This window comes from Franzmannia pantelleriensis, from assembly GCF_900102875.1.
Lineage (GTDB): Bacteria > Pseudomonadota > Gammaproteobacteria > Pseudomonadales > Halomonadaceae > Franzmannia > Franzmannia pantelleriensis.
The window spans coordinates 1-20,456 of record NZ_FNGH01000026.1; the positions used below are offsets into that span (position 1 = coordinate 1).

The 20,456-nt window shown below is 62.2% G+C and carries 21 protein-coding genes and 1 pseudogene; 18 read left to right on the forward strand and 4 right to left on the reverse strand.

The annotated features are described in order from the left end of the window. The 12 genes from BLT16_RS20010 to BLT16_RS20065 all read left to right on the forward strand — a co-directional run. Positions 1–273, forward strand: a 273-nt coding sequence (locus BLT16_RS20010; protein ID WP_281243326.1) for a pyruvate kinase alpha/beta domain-containing protein, incomplete at its 5' end; no start/stop codon positions are given. A 178-nt stretch (positions 274–451) separates the two neighbouring features. Further along, the gene (locus tag BLT16_RS20015; RefSeq protein WP_089660708.1) at positions 452–1,648 is read left to right on the forward strand and encodes a CaiB/BaiF CoA transferase family protein; all 1,197 of its coding nucleotides are present in this window, start codon (positions 452–454) and stop codon (positions 1,646–1,648) included. Between the two features lie 36 nt (positions 1,649–1,684). After that, positions 1,685–2,488 carry an enoyl-CoA hydratase gene (locus BLT16_RS20020; RefSeq protein ID WP_089660709.1) on the forward strand — a complete coding sequence of 268 codons (804 nt, stop codon included), beginning with the start codon at positions 1,685–1,687 and terminating at the stop codon, positions 2,486–2,488. 62 nt (positions 2,489–2,550) lie between these two features. Then, positions 2,551–3,540, forward strand: coding sequence for a Bug family tripartite tricarboxylate transporter substrate binding protein (locus BLT16_RS20025; RefSeq protein ID WP_089660710.1), 990 nt, complete (start codon positions 2,551–2,553; stop codon positions 3,538–3,540). A 131-nt stretch (positions 3,541–3,671) separates the two neighbouring features. Then, positions 3,672–4,112, forward strand: coding sequence for a tripartite tricarboxylate transporter TctB family protein (locus BLT16_RS20030; protein WP_089660711.1), 441 nt, complete (start codon positions 3,672–3,674; stop codon positions 4,110–4,112). A gap of 27 nt (positions 4,113–4,139) precedes the next feature. Then, positions 4,140–5,660, forward strand: a complete 1,521-nt coding sequence (locus tag BLT16_RS20035; RefSeq protein ID WP_089660712.1) for a tripartite tricarboxylate transporter permease — start codon at positions 4,140–4,142, stop codon at positions 5,658–5,660. Next, a complete protein-coding gene (locus BLT16_RS20040) occupies positions 5,657–6,088 on the forward strand; it encodes a PaaI family thioesterase (protein WP_089660713.1) in 432 nt (143 codons plus the stop codon). The genes BLT16_RS20035 and BLT16_RS20040 overlap by 4 nt, the downstream gene beginning before the upstream one ends. Further along, positions 6,081–6,857 (forward strand): sulfite exporter TauE/SafE family protein, encoded by a 777-nt coding sequence (locus tag BLT16_RS20045; protein ID WP_089660714.1) that lies wholly within the window; start codon positions 6,081–6,083, stop codon positions 6,855–6,857. The genes BLT16_RS20040 and BLT16_RS20045 overlap by 8 nt, the downstream gene beginning before the upstream one ends. Positions 6,858–6,892: 35 nt before the next feature. Next, complete coding sequence (locus BLT16_RS20050; RefSeq protein ID WP_089660715.1) at positions 6,893–7,582, forward strand: GntR family transcriptional regulator; 690 nt, start codon at positions 6,893–6,895, stop codon at positions 7,580–7,582. Between the two features lie 45 nt (positions 7,583–7,627). Beyond that, on the forward strand, positions 7,628–8,536 hold the full coding sequence (locus BLT16_RS20055; protein WP_089660716.1) for a dihydrodipicolinate synthase family protein: 909 nt from the start codon (positions 7,628–7,630) through the stop codon (positions 8,534–8,536). Positions 8,537–8,552: 16 nt separating this feature from the next. After that, the gene (locus BLT16_RS20060; protein ID WP_089660717.1) at positions 8,553–9,737 is read left to right on the forward strand and encodes an alpha-hydroxy acid oxidase; all 1,185 of its coding nucleotides are present in this window, start codon (positions 8,553–8,555) and stop codon (positions 9,735–9,737) included. Between the two features lie 46 nt (positions 9,738–9,783). After that, a complete protein-coding gene (locus BLT16_RS20065; RefSeq protein WP_089660718.1) occupies positions 9,784–10,935 on the forward strand; it encodes a mandelate racemase/muconate lactonizing enzyme family protein in 1,152 nt (383 codons plus the stop codon). A 7-nt stretch (positions 10,936–10,942) separates the two neighbouring features. On the opposite strand, the gene BLT16_RS20070 is transcribed toward BLT16_RS20065, so the two are convergent. From BLT16_RS20070 to serA, 4 genes are all read right to left on the reverse strand, one after another. Continuing rightward, entirely contained in the window at positions 10,943–11,176 is a 234-nt protein-coding gene (locus tag BLT16_RS20070; RefSeq protein WP_089660719.1) for a hypothetical protein, read from the reverse strand. Between the two features lie 95 nt (positions 11,177–11,271). Beyond that, positions 11,272–12,159: a DMT family transporter gene (locus tag BLT16_RS20075; protein WP_089660720.1), complete on the reverse strand. Its 888-nt coding sequence runs from the start codon at positions 12,157–12,159 to the stop codon at positions 11,272–11,274. Positions 12,160–12,311: 152 nt separating this feature from the next. Further along, a complete protein-coding gene (gene trhO / locus BLT16_RS20080; RefSeq protein WP_089660721.1) occupies positions 12,312–13,277 on the reverse strand; it encodes an oxygen-dependent tRNA uridine(34) hydroxylase TrhO in 966 nt (321 codons plus the stop codon). A 173-nt stretch (positions 13,278–13,450) separates the two neighbouring features. After that, entirely contained in the window at positions 13,451–14,701 is a 1,251-nt protein-coding gene (gene serA, locus BLT16_RS20085; protein WP_089660722.1) for a phosphoglycerate dehydrogenase, read from the reverse strand. A gap of 249 nt (positions 14,702–14,950) precedes the next feature. Between serA and BLT16_RS20090 the strand changes: the two genes are divergently transcribed. The 6 genes and pseudogenes from BLT16_RS20090 to BLT16_RS20115 form a co-directional block, all read left to right on the forward strand. After that, positions 14,951–15,214 carry an exodeoxyribonuclease VII small subunit gene (locus tag BLT16_RS20090; RefSeq protein WP_089660723.1) on the forward strand — a complete coding sequence of 88 codons (264 nt, stop codon included), beginning with the start codon at positions 14,951–14,953 and terminating at the stop codon, positions 15,212–15,214. Further along, positions 15,211–16,101 (forward strand): polyprenyl synthetase family protein, encoded by an 891-nt coding sequence (locus BLT16_RS20095; protein WP_089660724.1) that lies wholly within the window; start codon positions 15,211–15,213, stop codon positions 16,099–16,101. Before BLT16_RS20090 ends, BLT16_RS20095 begins: the two co-directional genes overlap by 4 nt. A 12-nt stretch (positions 16,102–16,113) precedes the next feature. Beyond that, positions 16,114–18,051 carry a 1-deoxy-D-xylulose-5-phosphate synthase gene (dxs, locus tag BLT16_RS20100; RefSeq protein WP_089660725.1) on the forward strand — a complete coding sequence of 646 codons (1,938 nt, stop codon included), beginning with the start codon at positions 16,114–16,116 and terminating at the stop codon, positions 18,049–18,051. A 427-nt stretch (positions 18,052–18,478) separates the two neighbouring features. Next, on the forward strand, positions 18,479–18,988 hold the full coding sequence (tssB, locus tag BLT16_RS20105) for a type VI secretion system contractile sheath small subunit (protein WP_089660726.1): 510 nt from the start codon (positions 18,479–18,481) through the stop codon (positions 18,986–18,988). A gap of 57 nt (positions 18,989–19,045) precedes the next feature. Then, positions 19,046–20,125: pseudogene (gene tssC / locus BLT16_RS20110) on the forward strand (type VI secretion system contractile sheath large subunit); the annotation flags it as partial. 79 nt (positions 20,126–20,204) lie between these two features. Continuing rightward, on the forward strand, positions 20,205–20,456 hold a 252-nt coding region (locus BLT16_RS20115), incomplete at its 3' end, for a transposase family protein (protein ID WP_176817292.1).

Here is a 20,456-nt window from a genome sequence, read left to right on the forward strand (position 1 = left end):
CCGCTGATCGCCTCGCGGATTCGCTCGGGGCTGCCGATCGTCGGCCTGGCCCACAGCCCGACCGCCCAGCGGCGCATGGCGCTGTATCGCGGGGTAGTCTCGCTGCCCTTCGACACCGCCGACATGGACCCCGTCGAGCTCAACCGCCAGGCCATGGCGATCCTCAAGGACCACGGCATCGCCGAGGCCGGGCAACTGATGATCCTGACCCGCGGCGACCACATGAACGCCCACGGCGGTACCAATACCCTGAAGATTCTCGAGGTCCGCTGACACCCCGCGCACGGCTGCTTTTCCCTCCAATATCAACTACCTGGAAGCCGGTCACACCGGCTTTTCGCACCCCTTCTACGACCAATGTATAGGCGCTAAAAGCGGATTCCTCGTTGACCGCTTTTCGTCTGGGCTGCTAGTTTTCTGACAACTGTTAACAATTTACAAGAGGTGTGAGATGGCGAAGATTCAAGCGTCAAGCGCGTTGAAGCGGTTCCGAGTGCTGGATCTGTCCCGCGTCAGGGCAGGCCCGACCTGCGTGCGCATGCTTGCCGACTTTGGCGCCGACGTCATTCGCATCGAACCGCCGATGGGCGTTGACCCCAATGCCAATATGTTTGCCGATGTGCGCCTCGGCGGCGACTTCCAGAACCTTAACCGCAACAAGCGATCGCTGACGCTCAACCTCAAGAAGCCGGAAGCCAAGGAGGTCCTCTACAAACTGGTCGAAGAGGCCGATGTGGTGGTCGAGAACTGGCGCCCCGATGTCAAGGAGCGCCTGGGGGTCGACTACGAGTCGCTCAAGAAGATAAATCCGCGGATCATCCTGGCCAGCATTTCCGGCTTCGGCCAGTCGGGACCCTACGTCAAGCGCCCGGGCTTCGATCAGATTGTCCAGGGCATGGGCGGCATGATGTCGGTGACCGGCCTGCCGGGCCAGGGGCCGGTGCGGGCGGGGATCGCCGTGGCCGACTCCAGTGCCGGCCTGTACACCGCGCTGGGGATCATGACCGCGCTGCTCGAGCGCGAGCAGTCCGGTGAAGGCCAGTGGGTGCACACTTCTCTGCTGCATGCCCAGATCGCCATGCTCGACTTCCAGGCCGCACGCTACCTCAATGACGGTGACGTACCGGTTCAGGCGGGTAATGATCACCCCACCAGCTGCCCGATGGGGCTGTTTCACGGCAACGACGGCGACTTCAATATCGGCGTTTCCGGTGATGGTCAGTGGGTGCAGTTCTGCAAGGCGCTGGACAAGCCCGAGTGGGGCGAGGACTCGCGCTTCAAGACGGTCAAGGATCGCCGCGAGCATCGTCAGGAACTCAACGCCCTGATACAGGAAATTTTTTCCACTCAAAGCGTCAGCTACTGGGTCGATCGCCTGAATGCCTTCGGCGTGCCGTCTGGGCCGGTTTACACGGTGCCGGAAATGTTCGAGGACCCCCAGATCCAGCATCTCGGCGTCTATCAGGCAGTCGACGATGCCGATATCGGCCAAAAGCGCTTCATTACCCAGCCGGTCACACTCTCGCGCACGGCCGCCACGGTGGCGAAAGTGGCACCGAAATGGGGCGAACATACCGATGAAATTCTGGGTGAGCTGGATTATTCGCAGGAACAGATCAGCCACCTTCATGAAATTGGCGCCGTCTAATCCGATCAGCCTGATATACCACGAGGAAGCACAACCATGAGTGCCCAAGAAAAACCACCCGGCTACATCGATACGTCTCTGGATGGCGGCGTGCTGCGCATCATCATCTGCAATGAAAAGCGCTATAACGCCATGTCGCTGGACATGTGGAAAAGCGTCGCCAAGGCGGTGAGCGATGCCCAGGATAACCCTGACGTGCGCGTTATCGTGCTTCAGGGGGCAGGCAAAAAAGCCTTCATGTCGGGTGCCGACATCAGCGAGTTCAAGGAGAAGCGCAGCGACAAGGCCCAGGCGCAGCATTATGCCGATAGCGTCAACGCAGCCCAGTCGGCCCTGCGCAGCAGCGGCAAACCCACCATCGCCGCAATCAAGGGGATCTGCATGGGCGGCGGTATGGGGCTTTCGCTCTCCTGCGACCTTCGCTACAGCACCGAGACAGCCAAGTTCTGCATGCCAGCAGGCAAGCTTGGCGTGGGCTACGCCTACGAGGGTATCAAACGCTTCGTGGATATCGTCGGTGCCACGCGTACGGCAGAGCTGTTCTTGACCGCACGCACCTTCAGCGGCATTGAGGCCGGCAGAATCGGTCTGGTCAATGAAGTCTTCAGCGAAGAGCACTTCGACAAGATCGTCGATGAGCGTATCACCAGCATGGCGGGCTACGCGCCGCTGACCATGCGGGCGGTGAAGACCGGCATCCGCTGCGTGCTGCAGGAGGACGATGCGCCGTCGGTAGCAGAGGTCAGCCGCATGGTGACGGCATGTTTCGAGAGTGACGACTATCGGGAGGGCCAAGCTGCCTTCAAGGAGAAGCGTAAACCTCACTTCCAAGGCAAGTAAGCACCACCAAAGAAGTACCGACTGATTACACCCCAAGACCCAAGAATAACCAGGAGTACGTCATGCACAACGCCAAGCTCAAGAAGACTGGTACCACGCTCGCCACCGCCATTGCGGTTGCTGCTGCTGGCCTGTCCCTTACCACCAGCCATGCTATGGCTGATGGCTGGGAGCCGGAAGAGCAGCTGAATATCACCATTGCCTTTGGCCCGGGTGGCGGCAATGACGTGCTGTCGCGCACGCTGATCGACATCCTCGAGAAGTACGAGCTGTATCCCGAGAATATCGTTGCTACTAACCGTCCGGGCGGCAGTGGCGCCGTGGGCTGGGGGTACGTCTTCAATCAGGAAGGCAACCCCTACCACCTCTCCACGACCAGCGGCAGTTTCATTGCTACCCCGCTGCAGGCCGATACCCCTTGGGACACCATGTCATTCACGCATATCGCGCTGATGGCGGCCGACGATCAGGTGCTGGTCGTCAACAGTGAGAGTGATATCCAGGACTTCGATGACTATCTCGAGTGGGCGCGCGAAAACCCGCCGGCGGTGGGTGGTATCGGCTCGGTCAACAACGACTTCATCGTCGCCCAGCTGCTCTCCCAGGAAGCGGGCTACGACTATGACTATGTGCCCTTCAATCAGCAGGGCGAGCTCACCACGGCACTGCTGTCGAGGTCGATCGATGCCATGGTGGCGACGCCAGGCTCGGTGATCGGGCTGATCGAATCCGGCGATTTCCGTGCGCTGGCGTTCAGCGGCGAGACCGTGCCCGATGCACTCGAGGGCGTGCCGTCCTTTGCCGAGCTTGGGTATGGCGATGCCGCCGTGGCGATGCCGCGCGGTTTGATCATGCCGCCGGGGGTGCCGGAGGAAGCCCGCGAGTGGTGGATCGATACCATTGCCCAGGTAGTAGAAACCCCCGAGTGGGCGGAGTACGTCGAGGCCAACTTCCTGACGGAAAACGTTCAGTTCGGGGATGATTTTACCGACTTCCTGGAAAGCACCATCAATAATTTCGAGACCATTCTCACTGAAACTGGCGCGATCTAACGCATTAGTGTAACAAAGGTTTCCCCGACCATGCGTAAGCATGGTCGGGGGCATTAGACGCTGAATATGGCCGCGCTGCGCAGATAGTTGTGCAGCATTTATATCTCGCAGCAGCCTCAGTGAGACTTACCATGAGACTCTTCTTCTACCTTTTTATTCTGGTCGTAGCGATATGCTACACCTATATAGCATTTGTCGATCTGACGTTCTTTACCAATCGCGGGCGGATGGGGCCTGGTTTCTTTCCCCGGATACTGGGGTTGGCCATGGTGATAGCCATGCTGCTGGTGATCTTGGGCGACATAAAGAAAAATACGCTGTTTTCTGGAACCCAAGATAGCCAATATAAAGATGCCGCGGTTCTTATCGGCTTCTCTCTGACGTTTGGTGTGCTGCTGATGGTGTTTGGCTATGTCGTCGCAATACCCGCCTACATTGGTGCCACGCTGTTCTATTTCAATCGTGGGAAATACGTGACCAATGCCGTTGTCGTGGTAGCGGTGCCGGTTGTCATTCACTTCCTGTTCGGTAGCCTGCTGAACGCATCACTGCCGCACGGCCTGTGGTGGTAGCCCACAACAATAGACAAGGGTATCGCAATGGAAATCTTTGATAATCTGTTGATGGGCTTGTCGATCGCCATCACCCCCATGAATCTTCTCTACCTGCTACTCGGTGCGGCGATCGGCATGATGATCGGCGCCATTCCCGGATTCGGGCCTTCGGCGGGCATCGCCATTTTGCTGCCGGTGACGTTCAGCATGGACCCGATCAGCGCTGTCATGATGCTGGCGGCAATCTACTATGGCGCCATGTACGGCGGCACCATTACGGCCATCTTGCTCAACACTCCCGGTGACTCCACTACAGTAGCCTCGACCTTCGACGGCTTTCCGCTGGCCAAGCAGGGTCGTGCCGGCCCGGCGCTGGTCATGCAGGCGTGTGCCTCCTTTACCGGTGGCACCATCGGCGTGATTCTGATTACCCTGCTGGCCCCCATGTTTGCCATGGTCACGCGCAGCTTCGGCCCGCCCGAGTTCTTTCTGCTGTGCCTGATGGGTATCCTGACGCTGGTCGCCTTGATGTCGGGCAACTGGATCCTGGGCCTGGTGTCGGCCCTGATAGGGTTTGCGCTGGGCACGGTAGGCGTTGACCTGGAGACCGGACATCAGCGTTTCACCTTCGGCTCTACCGAGCTGATTGGCGGCATCCATTTCATTCCGGTGGCCATCGGCCTGTTCGGTATCGGTGAGCTGTTCCACGCCTTTTACAGCGGTGCCCACAAGAGCGGCACCGGGGGAATCGTCCAGTATCAGAACGAAGAGCGCTTCTGGCCGACCAAGAAAGACTTGCGCGAGAGCAAGTTCACCATGCCGCGCAACGCCGTCCTCGGCTTCTGCATCGGGCTGATCCCCGGTGCCGGTGCGACCATTGCTTCACTAATGGCTTACTCGCTCGAGAAGTCGCTCTCCAACACGCCCAGGAAGTTTGGCCAGGGAGAGATGCGTGGTTTGACGGCGCCCGAGTCGGCCAACAATGCGGCATCGTCCGGTGCCATGGTGCCGCTGTTGACCCTGGGGATACCGGGCTCCGCCTCCACCGCTGTGTTGCTGGCGGCCTTCATCATGTGGGGGCTGCGGCCCGGACCGCTGCTGATGGCGGATAATCCCGAGTTCGCCTGGGGGCTGATCAGCAGCATGTATCTGGGCAATATGGCGCTGCTGGTGATCAGCATCTTTGCCATTCCGCTGTTCGTCTACATCATTAAGGCGCCCTATCGCATCCTGGCTCCACTGGTGCTGGTGGTCTGTGTGATGGGGACCTTCAGCGTCAACGCCAGTATGATCGAGGTGTTCATCATGCTGGGGGCCGGCGTAATCGGTTTTCTGATGAAGCGTTTCGGCTTTTCACCGGCCGCGGTGGTGCTGGCGCTGGTGCTGGGGCCGATGGCTGAGGAGTCGCTGCGCCAGACCCTGATCATCAGTCGTGGCTCGTTCGATATCTTCTTCCTGCGGCCGTCATCGGTCTACATCATGGTGTTCTTTGCCGCGGTGATTCTCTCCGGCATCCTGCTTAACGCCTATCGCAAGAAAGCCAATATCCAAGGAGCCCAGGCATGATCGATGAAGCAAAGGTAAGAGACGTCTTCGAGGAAGCACTTGCCACCCAGGAGCCGGCCTTCGAGAAATTCTTTCTGGCCAAGTTCCTGCAGCTTTCGATCACCTACACCGACGAGGTGTGTCATGTGGCGCTGCCGGTCGAACCGCACCTCTATAATCCGCAGGGGAGCCTGCACGGTGGCGTGATGGCGCTGGCGATGGATGTCTCCATGGGCCATTTGATCCACCACGTCAGCGGGGCTGGTGGTAGTACCATCGAAATGAAGATCCAGTACATGCGCCCGGCTAGCGTCGGCGCAGTGCGGCTCGAGGGCCGTTTCATCAAACGCGGGCGCAACGTCTCCTTCCTGGAGTCCCGCGCCTTCGACGAGGCCGGCAAGCTGGTGGGCATGGCCACGTCGACCTGGAAGATGCCCGCGGATGGCTGATCTGCTCGCGCTGCTGGAGGGACTCTCTCCCTTATCGGGGGTCGTCAACGCACTGCTGATATTGTTGAGCCTGGTCACCGCCTGGATGACCAGCGCCTTCGGCATCGGCGGCAGCGCCCTGCTGATCATGTCGATGGCCCAGGTCATGCCGCCGGCGGCGGTGATCCCGGTCCATGGGATGGTCCAGTTGGGCGCCAACGGAAGCCGCTTTGCGCTGACCTGGCGCGACGTCGACTATCGACGGCTGGCCGCCATCGTTCCCGGTATTCTGATCGGCGCCGCGATGGCCTCCTGGCTGCTGATACGCCTGCCGCCTGGTATGCTCGAACTGATCATCGCCAGCTTCATGATCTTCATGTGCTGGGGGCCGTCGCTGCCCTCCCGCGCCGTGGGCATGGCCGGCAGCCTGGTGATGGGGGCCTTGACCACCTTTCTGTCCAGCTTCGTCGGCGCCGCCGGCTCGATCGTCGCCGCCTATCTCAAGCATATCAGCCCCGAGCGTCTGGTGCGGGTGGCGACCTTCTCGGCGGTGATGTCGCTTCAGCATCTCTCCAAGGCGTTCATCTTCGGCTTTGCCGGTTTCGTGTTCTTTGACTGGCTACTGTTGATGGCGGCCATGATCGGCGTAGGTTTCGTGGGCACCTGGGCTGGCCTTAAAGTATTGCGGAAGGTCAGTAATCATAACTTCGATTTTGTCATGAAGATATTACTGACATTATTGTCCATCCGTTTGCTGTGGGTGGCGTTCGAGAAGTTGGTGTTGATATGATGACACTGATATCTCCTATATAAGTGAGGCGCGCCATGGATCCTGTGCTGGAATCGGCCAATATCATTACCGAACGCAAGGCGTCGTCATTGACGACGATCGTCGCAGAAGAACTGGAAAAATTGATTCTTTCTGGTTACTTGAAGCCCGGCGAGCGGTTGAATGAAATGCGCCTTGCTGAAAAGTTTAATGTTAGTCGCGGTATCGTCCGCGAAGCGAGGAGGGGCCTGGAGCGGGCGGGGTTGGTGAATAGCTTGCCCAACCGCGGCGTATTCGTGAAAAAGGTCACCCGTGAAGAGTATGTGGAGAATAGTGAAGTCAGGGCGCTAATTACGGCATTTCTTTGCGGTAAGGCAGCGGAGAAGGCGGGCAATAAAGAAAAGGGTGAACTCAAAAAGAAACTTACCGAAATGGGAGAGGCGGCGGCGCGTGACGATGCAGATGCCTACTTTCACCTCAATCTGGCTTTCCACGAATTTATCTTGGAAACAGCTAACCACCAACGCGCTAGCGCGATATATCGTGATCTTGTGAAAGATTCGTTATTGGCTCGAAAATATTTGCTGCAGGGAGCGGTGGTGATGAGCGAGTCCCATAAGGAACATACGGAAATTGTGGCGGCCATTGTTGCCAATGACAAGGCCCGCGCCTATCAGGCAGGGCTCGAGCATACCAGCAAGGGCTTGGCGCGCTGGTTAGAGCGGCAGGATAGCGCGCAGCAGTGAGTCCGGCGGTTGCCTGCCATAACGACATGACATGAGGAGAAATTAATGAATGCCAGCAGCGCCAGCGGCAAGGTATGGTCACCGGTAGTGACCCCGTTCCAGGCCGACCTCTCCCCCGACCTGCCGCGCTATATCGAGCACTGCCAATGGCTGGTCGACAGCGATGTAGGTCTGGCCGTCTTCGGCACTAACTCCGAGGCCAATTCGCTGAGTGTCGCCCACAAGCAGCAGCTGCTCGATGCGCTGGTGGAGGGCGGTGTGCCGGGCGACCGGCTGATGCCGGGCACCGGCAGCTGTGCCATTGAGGATGCCGTGACGCTAAGCCGGCACGCCCTTGCGGCGGGCTGCCACGGGGTGCTGATGCTGCCGCCGTTCTACTACAAGAACGTGCCTGACGAGGGGCTCTATCGCTACTTCTCCGAAGTGGTTGAGCGAGTGGGCGATGCCGCACTGAAGATATACCTCTACCACATTCCGCCGGTGGCCCAGGTGCCCATCAGCCTTGGCTTGATCGAGCGGCTTCGCAAGGCCTATCCGCAGACCTTCGTCGGTATCAAGGACAGTTCGGGTGACTGGGACAATACCCGGGCGATGATCCAACAGTTCGCTGGTGACGGGTTTCAGGTCTATGCCGGCAACGAACGATTCCTGCTTCAGACCATGCGCGAGGGCGGCGCGGGCTGCATCAGCGCTACCGCCAACGTCAATGGTCGGGCTATCGTGGCGTTGGCCAAGCAGTGGCGGGCAAGCGATGCCGACCAGGCGCAGCTGGCGTTGAATGCCACTCGCGATATCTTCGAGGGCTTTCCGATGATTCCCGCGCTCAAGTCGGCGATAGCCGATTTCCGCGGTGCCCCCGACTGGTGCCGAGTGCGCCCGCCGCTGGTGGCACTGGACGAGTCGCAGCGCCGCCAGCTCGCTACCGCACTTGCTGAGCACGGCTTCTCCATGTAAGCCCAGGAACCCTTCGATGACGCATCGCAATCGCAAACTGGCCGGCATTCTCAACCTCAATGACTTCGAGGTGGCGGCCAGGAAGAAGCTCCCGCGGCCGATCTTCGGCTATGTGTATAACGCTGCCGAGGACCGCAAGACCTACCAGGCCAATCGCAGCGCATTCGACGACTACCGCTTCGTGCCGCGCACCTTCGTCAATGTCTCGTCTATTTCGCTCGAGACCACGCTGTTCGGCGAACGCCATGAGGCACCGTTCGGTATCGCGCCGATGGGTATCAGCGCCATCTCTGCCTATCGAGGCGACCTGGTGATGGCTCAGGCGGCCAAGCAGGCGGGCATCCCGATGATTCTCAGCGGCACCTCGCTGATTCCCATGGAAGAGGTCGCCGCCCAGGGGGCTACCGATTGGTTCCAGGCCTATCTGCCGGGCACGCCGGATGCCATCGAAGCGCTGATCAAGCGCATCAAACGCGCCGGCTTCAACAACCTGGTGGTGACCCTGGACTACCCGGTGCCCCCCAATCCGGAGCACAACATCCGCAGTGGGTTCTCATCACCGCTCAAGCCCAGTCTGCGTCTGGCGCTGGACGGCCTGATGCGGCCGCGCTGGCTGCTGGACACCTTCTGTCGCACGCTGCTGCGGCATGGCATGCCGCACTTCGAGAACAATTATGCTCAGCGCGGTGCACCGATTATCTCGCGGCATCTGGCGCGGGATTTTTCCGGACGTAGCCACTTCGACTGGAAGTACCTCGACCTGGTGCGTCGGTTGTGGCCGGGGCGACTGGTGGTCAAGGGCGTGCTGCATCCCGAGGATGCGGTACGCGCGCGGCAGGCCGGGGTCGACGGCATCATTCTCTCCAACCACGGTGGACGTCAGCTGGACAGTGCCATCTCGCCGCTGGAGGTACTGCCGCGGGTGGTGGCCGACGTGCCGGATATTCCGATCATGATCGACAGCGGCTTCCGCCGCGGCAGCGACGTCATCAAGGCGCTGGCGCTGGGGGCGAGTTTCGTGTTCCTGGGGCGGCCCTTCAACTATGCGGCAGCCTGTGCCGGCGAGGCTGGCGTGCGCCATGCGGTTACGCTGCTGGCCGATGAGATACGTCGCGACATGGCGCTGCTCGGTGTCACCGACATCGGCAGCCTGAACCGCGAGAACCTCTACGAGACCAGCTCTCTGTCGACCGGCAGCTGATCCACGAGCTCGCCGCGCCACCCAACCCCCTCTGGAAGCCAATGCCATGCTGATTACCGATATCCGTGCCACGATCCATGCCCTGAACGTCGATGTGCCTGGCGTGGGTGTTTCCGTCGAGCGCCGAGTGTTCGTGTTCGTCGAGGTCGAGACCGATGCTGGAATAGCCGGATTCGGTCTGACCGGGGCCATGCTGCCAGCGGCGGTGGTGGCTTGCATCGAGCACCACCTCAAGCCGGCGCTGGTGGGCCTGCCGGCGCTGCACCGCGAGCGCATCCACGCTCATGTGTGGCGCAAGCTCAATACTCGCGGCTACACCGGGGTGATCTCCAACGCGCTGTCGGCCATCGATATCGCGCTGTGGGATATCTGGGGCAAGCAGGAGCAACGCTCGGTTCACGAGCTGATCGGTGGCTACCGTGACTGGGCGCCAACCTACGCCACCTTTGGTTATCCCTTCTTCGATACCGAGCAGTTGGCCGAGCACGCCAAGCGTTTTCTCGCCGATGGCCACCGCATGCTCAAGATGGTGGTTGGCGGCGACCCGTCGCGTACCTGGAAGGACGATGTGGAGAGGGTGCGCTGCGTGCGCGAGGCGATCGGCGACGATGCCGACCTGATCATCGACGCCAACTGCTGGTTCGACCCCTTCGAGGCGCGCCAGCTGGCCCAGGCGGTAGCCGACTGCCGGCTGCTATGGTTTGAAGAGCCGATCCAGCAGAACGACGTGCGCGCGCTGGTCGACCTGCGTGCCCAGGTCAGCATGCCGGTGGCGGTAGGTCAGATGGAGGGCCATCGCTGGCGCTACCGCGAGTTCATCGCCGAGCGTGCGGTGGATATCATCCAGCCCAACGTCATCTACAACGGCGGCTTCACCGAATCGATCAAGGTCGCGCACATGGCCCAGGCCTTCAATATGCCGATGACCAACGGCGGCGGCTGGCCGATCTTCAATATGCACCTGCTGTGTGGCCTGATGAACGGCGGGGCGGTGGAGTTCCACTACGGTATCTGGCAGGTCGGCAAGCACTTCTTTCACGGTACGCCCGATCCCAAGGATGGCCGGATGCAGCTATCGGGCGCCCCGGGCCTGGGTTTCACGCCCAACTATGAGGCCCTCGAAGCGGCGCGCATCGACGCAACCCAGCTTGCCAGTTCGTCGACTCACGACGCCCACGGCTATCGCCTGAGAGGCTGAGCGCGGTTTACTGCTCGATGCCGTTCTCCTTGAGCTTCGAGGCCAGGCGGTTGGCGACACGGTCCATCTGGAAGGGATCGACGCCCGGCAGCATGCGCCGGGCCTCGGCGAATAGCGTGGCGGCCTTGGTGTGGCGGCCGGAGTAGATCAGCATGATCAGCGTGCCCTCGATCTGCTTCTCGGTATGGGCCGGCTCGTTATGCTTGTCGCGGCGTCCACCGCTGTTACGGGAAATTCTCACGGGCTGATTCTCAAGGGGATTCGATGCACGCCTCTCAAGCGGGCGTTTGATCATGCATTATGGGCAATAATGCATGCCGGGTCATCCTCTAGAGGCTAGCGCGGTGTCGCCGCCAGGCGTGCCAGGCGGTCGCCGAACAGATAGGCACCCAGTGCGGTCAGGATCAGCAGCGCGCCGACCACCATCGAGGCGGAAGGCTGCTCGGCGTTGAAGGCCATGCCCAGCCCCAGCGCCAGCACCGGCGTGATCAGCGTAACCAGCGCGACCGTGGCGGCGCTCAGCCGCGACAGGATCAGGTAATAGCACAGAAAGCCCAGCAAAGAGCCGAAGATACCGAGGTAGAGCACCGACCACAGGCCGCGCTGGCTCAGTGGCACCATCAGCGGCTCGCCGCTGGCCAGCCATAGCGCGGCGAAGCACGGCATGCTCAGCAGCAGGGCGCCGACGGTCTGATTGAGTGGGTGAAGGCCCGCCGCCACGCGCTGTACGGCGATCCCGCTGCCGCTGAACAGGGTTACGGCGATGACCATCAGCGCCAGGGCGCCGAGCTGCTGGGTGCCGACCTGAAGCGAGTCGGCGAAGATCACCGCCAACCCGACCACCCCCAGCACGCAGCCGATCCAGTGCCAGCGGGCCAGCTTGCTGCTGCCTGGCAGCAGCTGCAGCATCAGCCCTGAGAGTAGTGGGGCCAGGCCAAACATCACCGACATCAGTCCCGAGGCGAGGGTTTGCGAGGCGTGATAGCTCAGCGCCATGGCACCGAACACGCCGGGTACCGCCGCGGCATAGCTGGCAAGGGCGCGCTTGGTGAAGCTCAGCCGGCGCCCGCTGGCGTAGAGAATCACCAAGCCTAGTGCCACCGCAATCGCCATGCGCAGCCATACGCTACCCACCGGTGCGCCGGCCTCGGCGCTCCACTTGATGGCCAGCGGAGTAGTGGCCCAGACCAGTACCACGATGAGATAGGCCGCTGAGGTGGGCATGGCATCCGTCCTTGGTGGGGTGTGTAGGCCACATATGCTGCGCAGCAATGCGCTTGGCAGCAGTGAATCCTCCCGCATGATGCCATCAGCATAACAAAAACCGCCGCCTTATGGCGGCGGTGTGGATGGGGATCGGTGCCGAGCGGTGTTGCTCAATGTTCGGTGGCGCCTTCCTTCATGGTGCGCGGATCGCGGCCGATTGGATGGGGTTCGCCGCGGGCCTTGGCCAGCTCGATCTGACGCTGACGCTCGCGGGCGGCGGCGCGGGTCTTGTCGGGTAGCGAATCGATGCAGTGCGGGCAGCTGACCCCAGGCTCATAGGCGGAGGAGCGCATGTCCTCTGCGGACACCGGCATGCGGCAGGCGTGGCACTGCTCGTAGTCGCCCTCGCTGAGATCGTGGCGAACGGTGACGCGGTTGTCGAACACGAAGCACTCGCCGCGCCACAGCGACTCTGCTTCAGGCACCTTCTCGAGGTAGTTCAGCACCCCGCCCTTGAGGTGGTAGACCTCTTCGAAGCCCTCCTTGAGCATGAAGCTCGAGGCCTTCTCGCAGCGGATGCCGCCGGTGCAGAACATCGCCACCTTCTTGTGACGGGTCGGGTCATAGTGCTGACGAACGTAGTCGGGAAACTCGCGGAAAGTGGTGGTCCTGGGATCGATGGCGCCCTCGAAGCTGCCGATGGCGACCTCATAGTCGTTGCGGGTGTCGATCACCAGCACCTCGGGGTCGCTAATCACTTGATTCCACTGCTCGGGCTCGACATAGGTGCCCACGCTGTCATTAGGATCGATGTCGGGCACGCCGATGGTGACGATCTCGCGCTTCAGCTTGACCTTGGTGCGGTAGAAGGGCGGCTCGTCGCAGTACGACTCCTTGTGATCGATATCGGTCAGCCGTGGGTCGGCGGTGAGCCAGGCGAGCAGAGCGTCGATGGCCTCACGGCTGCCGGCAACGGTGCCGTTGATGCCCTCGCGGGCCAGTAGCAGGGTGCCCTTGACCTCGTGGTCGAGCATGGTCTGGCGAAGCGGTTCACGCAGTGCCTCGTAGTCCTCGAGGGTGACGAACTTGTACAACGCCGCGACCACGATTCGCGGTGAATCGAGAGTTTCTTGCATGCTTGGCTCCTGGTTGTCGCCCTCGCAAAGGGCGGACCATGGGTTGAGGCGGGCATTTTACTCAAGCGCAGGGCAAGCTGCACCCACCGGCGACTGATCCAGGTCAAGTACAGACGCAAAGGCCCCGTTCACGGCGGTGAACGGGGCCTCATCGTACGGCGGTGGGTGCCGGCTCAATCCTCGAAGTTGGTCTCCGAGTAGAGCACCCGCACGCGCAGGGTGTGCTCTACCTGCTTGAGCGCCTGTAGCGCCTGGGGGCCGTAGGCCTTGTCGACGTCGATCACCACGTAGCCGACCTTCTCGTTGGTCTGCAGATACTGGCCGGAGATATTGATGCCGTTCTCCGACAGCACGCGGTTGAGCTCGGACAGCACCCCGGGCACGTTGTCATGGATGTGCAGCAGGCGATGCTTGTCCGGGTGCGCCGGCAGCGCCACCTCGGGGAAGTTCACCGAGGTCACGGTGGTGCCGTTGTCGGAGTAGGTGATCAGCTTCTCGGAGACCTCGACGCCGATGTTCTCCTGGGCCTCGAGGGTCGAACCGCCGACGTGGGGCGTGAGGATCACGTTGGGCAGGCCGCGCAGCGGACTCTCGAACTCTTCGTTGTTGCCCTTGGGCTCGACGGGGAAGACGTCGATGGCCGCGCCCAGCAGTTTTCCAGCCTTGATCGCCTCGGCGAGCTCCTCGATGACCACCACGCTGCCGCGCGAGGCGTTGATCAGGATGCCGCCCTGCTTCATCAGCGCGATCTGCTCGCGGCCGATCATCCACTTGGTCGAGGGCAGCTCGGGCACGTGCAGGCTGACCACGTCGGCGCGTGCCAGCAACTCCTCGAGGCTGGCTACCTGGCGGGCGTTGCCCATGCCCAGCTTGGTCACCACGTCGTAGTAGATGACGTCGAAGCCTAGCGACTCGGCGAGCACCGAAAGCTGGGCGCCAATGCTGCCGTAGCCGACGATGCCCAGCGTCTTGCCGCGGGCCTCGTGGGAGTTCTTGGCTGACTTGAGCCAGCCGCCCTCGTGGGCTCGGGCGCTCTTCTCGGGGATGCCGCGCAGAAGCATGATCGCCTCGGCCAGCACCAGCTCGGCCACCGAGCGGGTGTTGGAGTAGGGCGCGTTGAAGACCGGTATGCCACGGGTGAGCGCCGCGCCAAGGTCGACCTGATTGGTGCCGATACAGAAGCAGCCCACCGAAGTGAGTCTCTCGGCGGCATCGAACACCCGCTGGGTCAGTTGGGTGCGCGAGCGAATGCCGAGGAAGTGGACGTCGCGAATCTTGTCGATCAGCGTATCCTCATCCAGCGACGTCGTCAGGTGCTCGATGTTGGTGTAACCAGCGTTCAGGAAGTTGTCCACCGCACTCTGGTGGACGCCCTCGAGTAGCAGGATCTTGATCTTGCTCTTGTCCAGGGACGTTTTGGCCATCGTCGAATCAACCCTTGCGCGGTCATGCCGCTTGCTATCGGTATAGGTATCGTGGTGAGCCTGTTGCAACAGGGTCGCTATCCTAGCACAGCCACATCGAGCCTCGGCCGACGGCGGCGATGAAATTCCTGCGCCGTCACTATGAGCGGGCTGCATATGCAAGGTACATAACCTGGGGCAGACGACCCCGGGGGTGGAGCGTGTATACTGTGGCATCATTTTCATACGTGCGAAGAGCAAATAGACGCTATGGTCGATACTCCGGCTGATACGCCGTCGGCGCCGCAGGATTTCGCCGCCACTCTCGAGCGTCTCGAAGCGCTGGTGGCGCGTCTCGAGTCCGGTGAGCTGTCGTTGGAAGACTCGCTGGCCGCCTTCGAACAGGGGGTGGGCCTGACCCGCGATGCCCAGCAGCGCCTAGATGCCGCCGAGCTCAAGGTGCGCCAACTGGTCGAGCAGCCGAACGGCGAGCTCGGCGAGGCGCCGTTCGGCGCTGAGGACGCCGCGCGGTGACGGCCAATGCGTCGCCGCTGGCGCTGCGTCTCGCCGAAGACTGTGCGCGGGTCGATGCCTGCCTCGAGGCACTTTGGCAGGCGCAACCCCCCGTCGAGCCTCGTCTCGATGCCGCCATGCGCTATGCCGTGCTGGGGGGCGGCAAGCGGCTGCGTCCGGTACTGGTGTATGCCGCCGGGCGGGCCTTGGGTGCGGCGGATGCCGATCTCGACGCGCCGGCGGTGGCCATCGAATTGATCCACGCTTACTCGCTGGTCCATGACGACCTGCCGGCGATGGATGATGATGACTTGCGCCGCGGCCAGCCCACGGTGCACAAGGCCTTCGATGAGGCCACTGCGATCCTCGCCGGCGATGCCCTGCAGACGCTGGCCTTCGAGGTGCTGGCGGGCAGCGAGTCGCCGCGACTAGCGGCCCTGATGCGTACCCTCGCCGGAGCCGCCGGCCGCGACGGGATGGTGGCGGGCCAGGCGCTGGATTTGGCCGCAGTGGGTGGGCAGCCCGATGTACAGGCCTTGGCGCATATGCATCGCCACAAGACCGGTGCCCTGATATGCGCCGCGCTGCGCCTGGGCGGACTGGTGGCCGTCGCCGAGGATGACCCGCGGCTGGCGGCGCTGGGCGGCTACGGCGAGGCCATTGGCCTGGCCTTTCAGATTCACGACGATGTGCTCGATGTCATCGGCGATACCCAGGTGCTGGGCAAAGCCTCCGGCGCCGATGCCGCACGCGACAAGCCGACTTATCCAAGCCTGCTCGGCCTGGCTGGCGCTCGCGCCAAGGCCGACGGGTTGCTCGATGACGCCCTGGCGGCGCTGGTGCCGCTCGGGGAGCGTGGTATAGCGCTGGCCGAGCTGGCGCGTTACATGATCGAGCGCGACCACTGACGACGGTATTCCATGAAGCTGTTCGACGAAATTCCCGCCGAGCGCCCGGCCACGCCGCTGCTCGACACGCTAGACACCCCGGCCGGGCTGCGCGCCATGAGTGCGGCTCAGTTGGCTCAGGTGGCCGATGAGTTGCGTGCCTACTTGCTCTACAGCGTGGGCTGCAGCGGCGGCCACTTCGGCGCTGGACTAGGCGTGGTCGAGCTGACCGTGGCGCTGCATCACGCTCTCAGCACCCCCCACGACCGGCTGGTGTGGGATGTTGGCCACCAAGCCTATCCCCACAAGATACTCACCGGGCGTCGCGAGGCGATGCTTGGTATTCGCCAGTATGGCGGCCTGGCGGCATTTCCGCGCCGCGCCGAGTCGGAGTACGACACTTTCGGGGTAGGGCACTCCAGCACCTCGATCTCCGCGGCGTTGGGGATGGCCCTGGCGGCCCGCGCCCGCGGCGAGCGGCGGCGGGTGTGTGCGGTGATCGGTGATGGCGCCCTGACCGCCGGCATGGCCTTCGAGGCGCTAGCCCACGCCGGCCACGTTGATGCCAATCTGCTGGTGATACTCAACGACAATGAGATGTCGATCTCCGAAAACGTCGGCGGTATCGCCAGCTACCTGGCACGGATCCTGGCCAGCAAGCCCTACACGGCGATGCGCGAGAACAGCAAACGGGTGCTGTCGCACCTGCCCGGCGCGCTGGAGCTGGCGCGGCGTACCGAAGAGCATATGAAGGGCATGATCAGCCCGGCCACGCTGTTCGAGGAGATGGGCTTCAACTATATCGGACCCATCGATGGCCATGACCTGAATGCCCTGACCCATGCCTTGGGCAATATGCGCGACCTCGACGGTCCGCAGTTCCTGCACGTCAAGACCCGCAAGGGGCGTGGTTTTCAGCCCGCCGAGACTGACCCCATCGGCTACCACGCGATTACCAAACTGGAGAAGCGTGAGCCGGCGCCGTTGGCGCCGGCCCAGCCCCAGGCGTCGACCAGCAAGGCGACGTCGCGCAACGATGCATTGCGCCCAAAGCCGCGCAAGTATTGCAACGTGTTCGGCGACTGGATCTGCGACATGGCCGCTGCCGATCCTCAACTGATCGGCATCACCCCGGCGATGCGGGAAGGCTCTGACCTGATTCGCTTCTCGCAGGAATACCCTGAGCGCTACTTCGATGTGGCGATCGCCGAGCAGCACGCCGTGACGCTCGCCGCCGGGATGGCCTGCGAAGGCGCCAAGCCGGTGGTGGCGATCTATTCGACCTTCCTGCAGCGCGGCTATGATCAGCTGATTCACGATGTGTCGGTGCAGCACCTCGACGTGACCTTTGCCATCGACCGCGCCGGCCTGGTGGGTGAAGATGGCCCCACTCACCACGGCAGCATGGATCTCTCCTTCCTGCGCTGCGTGCCGGGCATGGTGGTGCTGGCGCCTGCTGACGAGGCCGAGTGCCGCGCCATGCTCAGTACCGCCTACCATTACCCCGGCCCGGCGGCGGTGCGCTACCCGCGAGGCACCGGTCCCGGCGTCGAGATTCCCGCGCACCTCGAGCCCATCGAGATCGGCCACGCCGAGACGCGGCGGCACGGGCAGAAGATGGCGTTACTGGCCTTCGGCAGCCTCAACGGGCCGGCCGCCGAGGTGGCAGACTCGCTCGATGCCAGCCATCTCAATATGCGCTCTGTCAAGCCGCTGGATCGCGACGCTGTGCTGGCCGCGGCACGCGACCATGACCTGCTGGTGACGCTCGAGGAGAACGTGGTGGCCGGTGGCGCTGGCAGTGCAGTCAATGAGCTGCTGGCTGCCGAAGGCGTGCAGATCGAGGTGCTCAACCTTGGCCTCCCCGACGCCTTCGTCGAGCACGGCAAGCCCGGTGAGCTGCTTGCCGAGTGCGGACTCGACGCTGCTGGTATCGAGGCAGCGATTCGTCGCCGGCTGGCGGCTGGCTAGTCCGCTAACGCCGATCCTGATTGGAATAGCAACGCCTCGGCCCTTGGGTCGGGGCGTTTTTGTTAGTGCTGCAGGTTATGTGTCAATCGCTCCTGGTTATGAATAGGAGGGCCAGCCCAGGCGGATGATGATTGAAAAGCGACGTCATGGATGAGGTTTGGCGGCGACATTGCCGTCGATTTATGTAAGACATCTCTGACATTTAATGTAGTCAGAATGAATTGTCGAATGATAATGTTTCTTGAATAAGTTTCTTTTTGCGATTATCAACGGCAAATGTCGTCGATTTAGCGGGTATCTTCCAGATTTACAATGACGCCCCTGGTTGCCGGCCATGCCGATACCCCCACTGGATTGCCCGTCATCGTCTGCCTACCCTCGCGCCCTTGATAACAGATTCCAGGTTCACCGCAGGGAGGGTCTCAGCATGGCGAAGGAAGGGACGGTCGCGCCCAAAGAGCGCATCAACATCAAATATGTGCCGGCCACCGGTGATCAGCAGGCCGAGACAGAGCTACCGCTCAAGCTGATGGTGGTGGGTGACTTCAAGGGCGGTGCCGAAGAGACCCCGATCGAAGAGCGTGAGGCGGTCTCGGTCGACAAGAACAACTTCCAGTCGGTGATGCGTGAAGCCGGGCTTGGCCTGCAGGCCAGCGTGCCCAACCGACTCACCGATGGTGATGATGCCGCCGACCTGGCGGTGGATCTCGAATTCAAGTCGCTCAGCGACTTTGCGCCGGACAGCGTGGCGCGTCAGGTGCCCGAGCTGCGCAAGCTGGTCGAGCTGCGCGAGGCTCTGGTCGCACTCAAGGGACCGCTGGGCAATGTGCCCGCCTTCCGCGACCGGCTGCAGAAGCTGCTGGAAAGCGACGAGGCACGCCAGCAGCTGCTGAGCGAGCTGGAGCTGCTCGACGGCGACACCAAGGACGACAGCTGATTTTCCTGCTGGCGCCCGGGTGGGCGCCGCGGTTACCGATGAATTCGAGGCATTGAGATGAGTGATACGGCACAGCAGCAGGGCCAGGCCGCAGAGGCCGTGGCCGAGGAATCCCTTCTTGACCAGGTCATGGCGCAGACGCGCATGGCACCCGCCGACGAAGGCTATGACGTCGCCAAGCAGGGCGTGGCAGCCTTTATCGCCGAGCTGCTGAACAGCGACAGCGACGCGCCCCAGGTCAACAAGTCGGTCGTCGATCGCATGATCGTCGAGCTCGACCGCAAGATCGGCGGTCAGGTCGACGAGATACTCCACGACCAGGGGTTCCAGCAGATCGAATCGGCCTGGCGTGGCCTCAAACTGCTGGTGGATCGCACCGACTTCCGCGAGAACATCAAGCTCGACCTGCTGCATGCCACCAAGGAGGAACTGCTCGAGGATTTCGAGTTCGCTCCGGAGCTGAGCCAAAGCGGCCTCTACCAGCACGTCTACGCCTCGGGCTATGGCCAGTTCGGCGGTGAGCCGGTCGCCGGGATCATCGGTCACTATGACTTCTCGCCCTCTACCCCGGATATCAAACTGCTGCAGTACACCTCGGCGGTGGGGGCCATGGCCCATGCGCCCTTCCTGTCCTCGGTGGCGCCCAGCTTCTTCGGCATCGACAGCTTCGAGGAGCTGCCCAATATCAAGGATTTCAAGGCGATCTTCGAGGGGCCCAAGTACGCCCGCTGGCGCAGCCTGCGTGAATCCGAAGATGCTCGCTATCTGGGCTTGACCGCGCCGCGCTTCCTGCTGCGCATGCCCTATGATCCGATCGAGAACCCGGTCAAGAGCTTCAATTACCGCGAGACCGTCAGCGAGGATCACGAGCACTATCTGTGGGGCAACACCGCCTATCTGCTCGCCGAGCGCCTCACCGACAGCTTCGCCAAGTACCGCTGGTGCCCCAACATCATCGGCCCGCAGAGCGGCGGTGCGGTGGAGAACCTGCCGGTGCACACCTACGAGGCGCTGGGCCAGGTGCAGGCCAAGATTCCCACCGAGGTACTGGTCACCGACCGTCGTGAGTTCGAGATGGCCGAAGAGGGCTTTATCTCGCTGACCATGCGCAAGGGCAGCGACAACGCCGCCTTCTTCTGGCTCTTCGCCGTTGAGTGTGGAATTCAGCCCCAGCGTTGAGCCACGATAGGGCCTTCACGACGGCAGGAGGCATGGCATGGACGGCACCCAAATTCTGACCCTCGGCTTGGGCCTGGAAGCGCCCTGGGTTCTCAAGGACCAGCACCTGGATACCTCCGTGTCGCCCCACCGCCTGGATCTCTATGTCGAGGCCGAGCGGGGCAGCCTCTACCCTTGCCCGGAGTGCGGTAAGGCCTGCCCGGCCCACGACTTCGCCGACAAGACCTGGCGGCATCTGAACTTCTTCCAGCACCACTGTTACCTGCATGCGCGGGTGCCGCGTACCCAG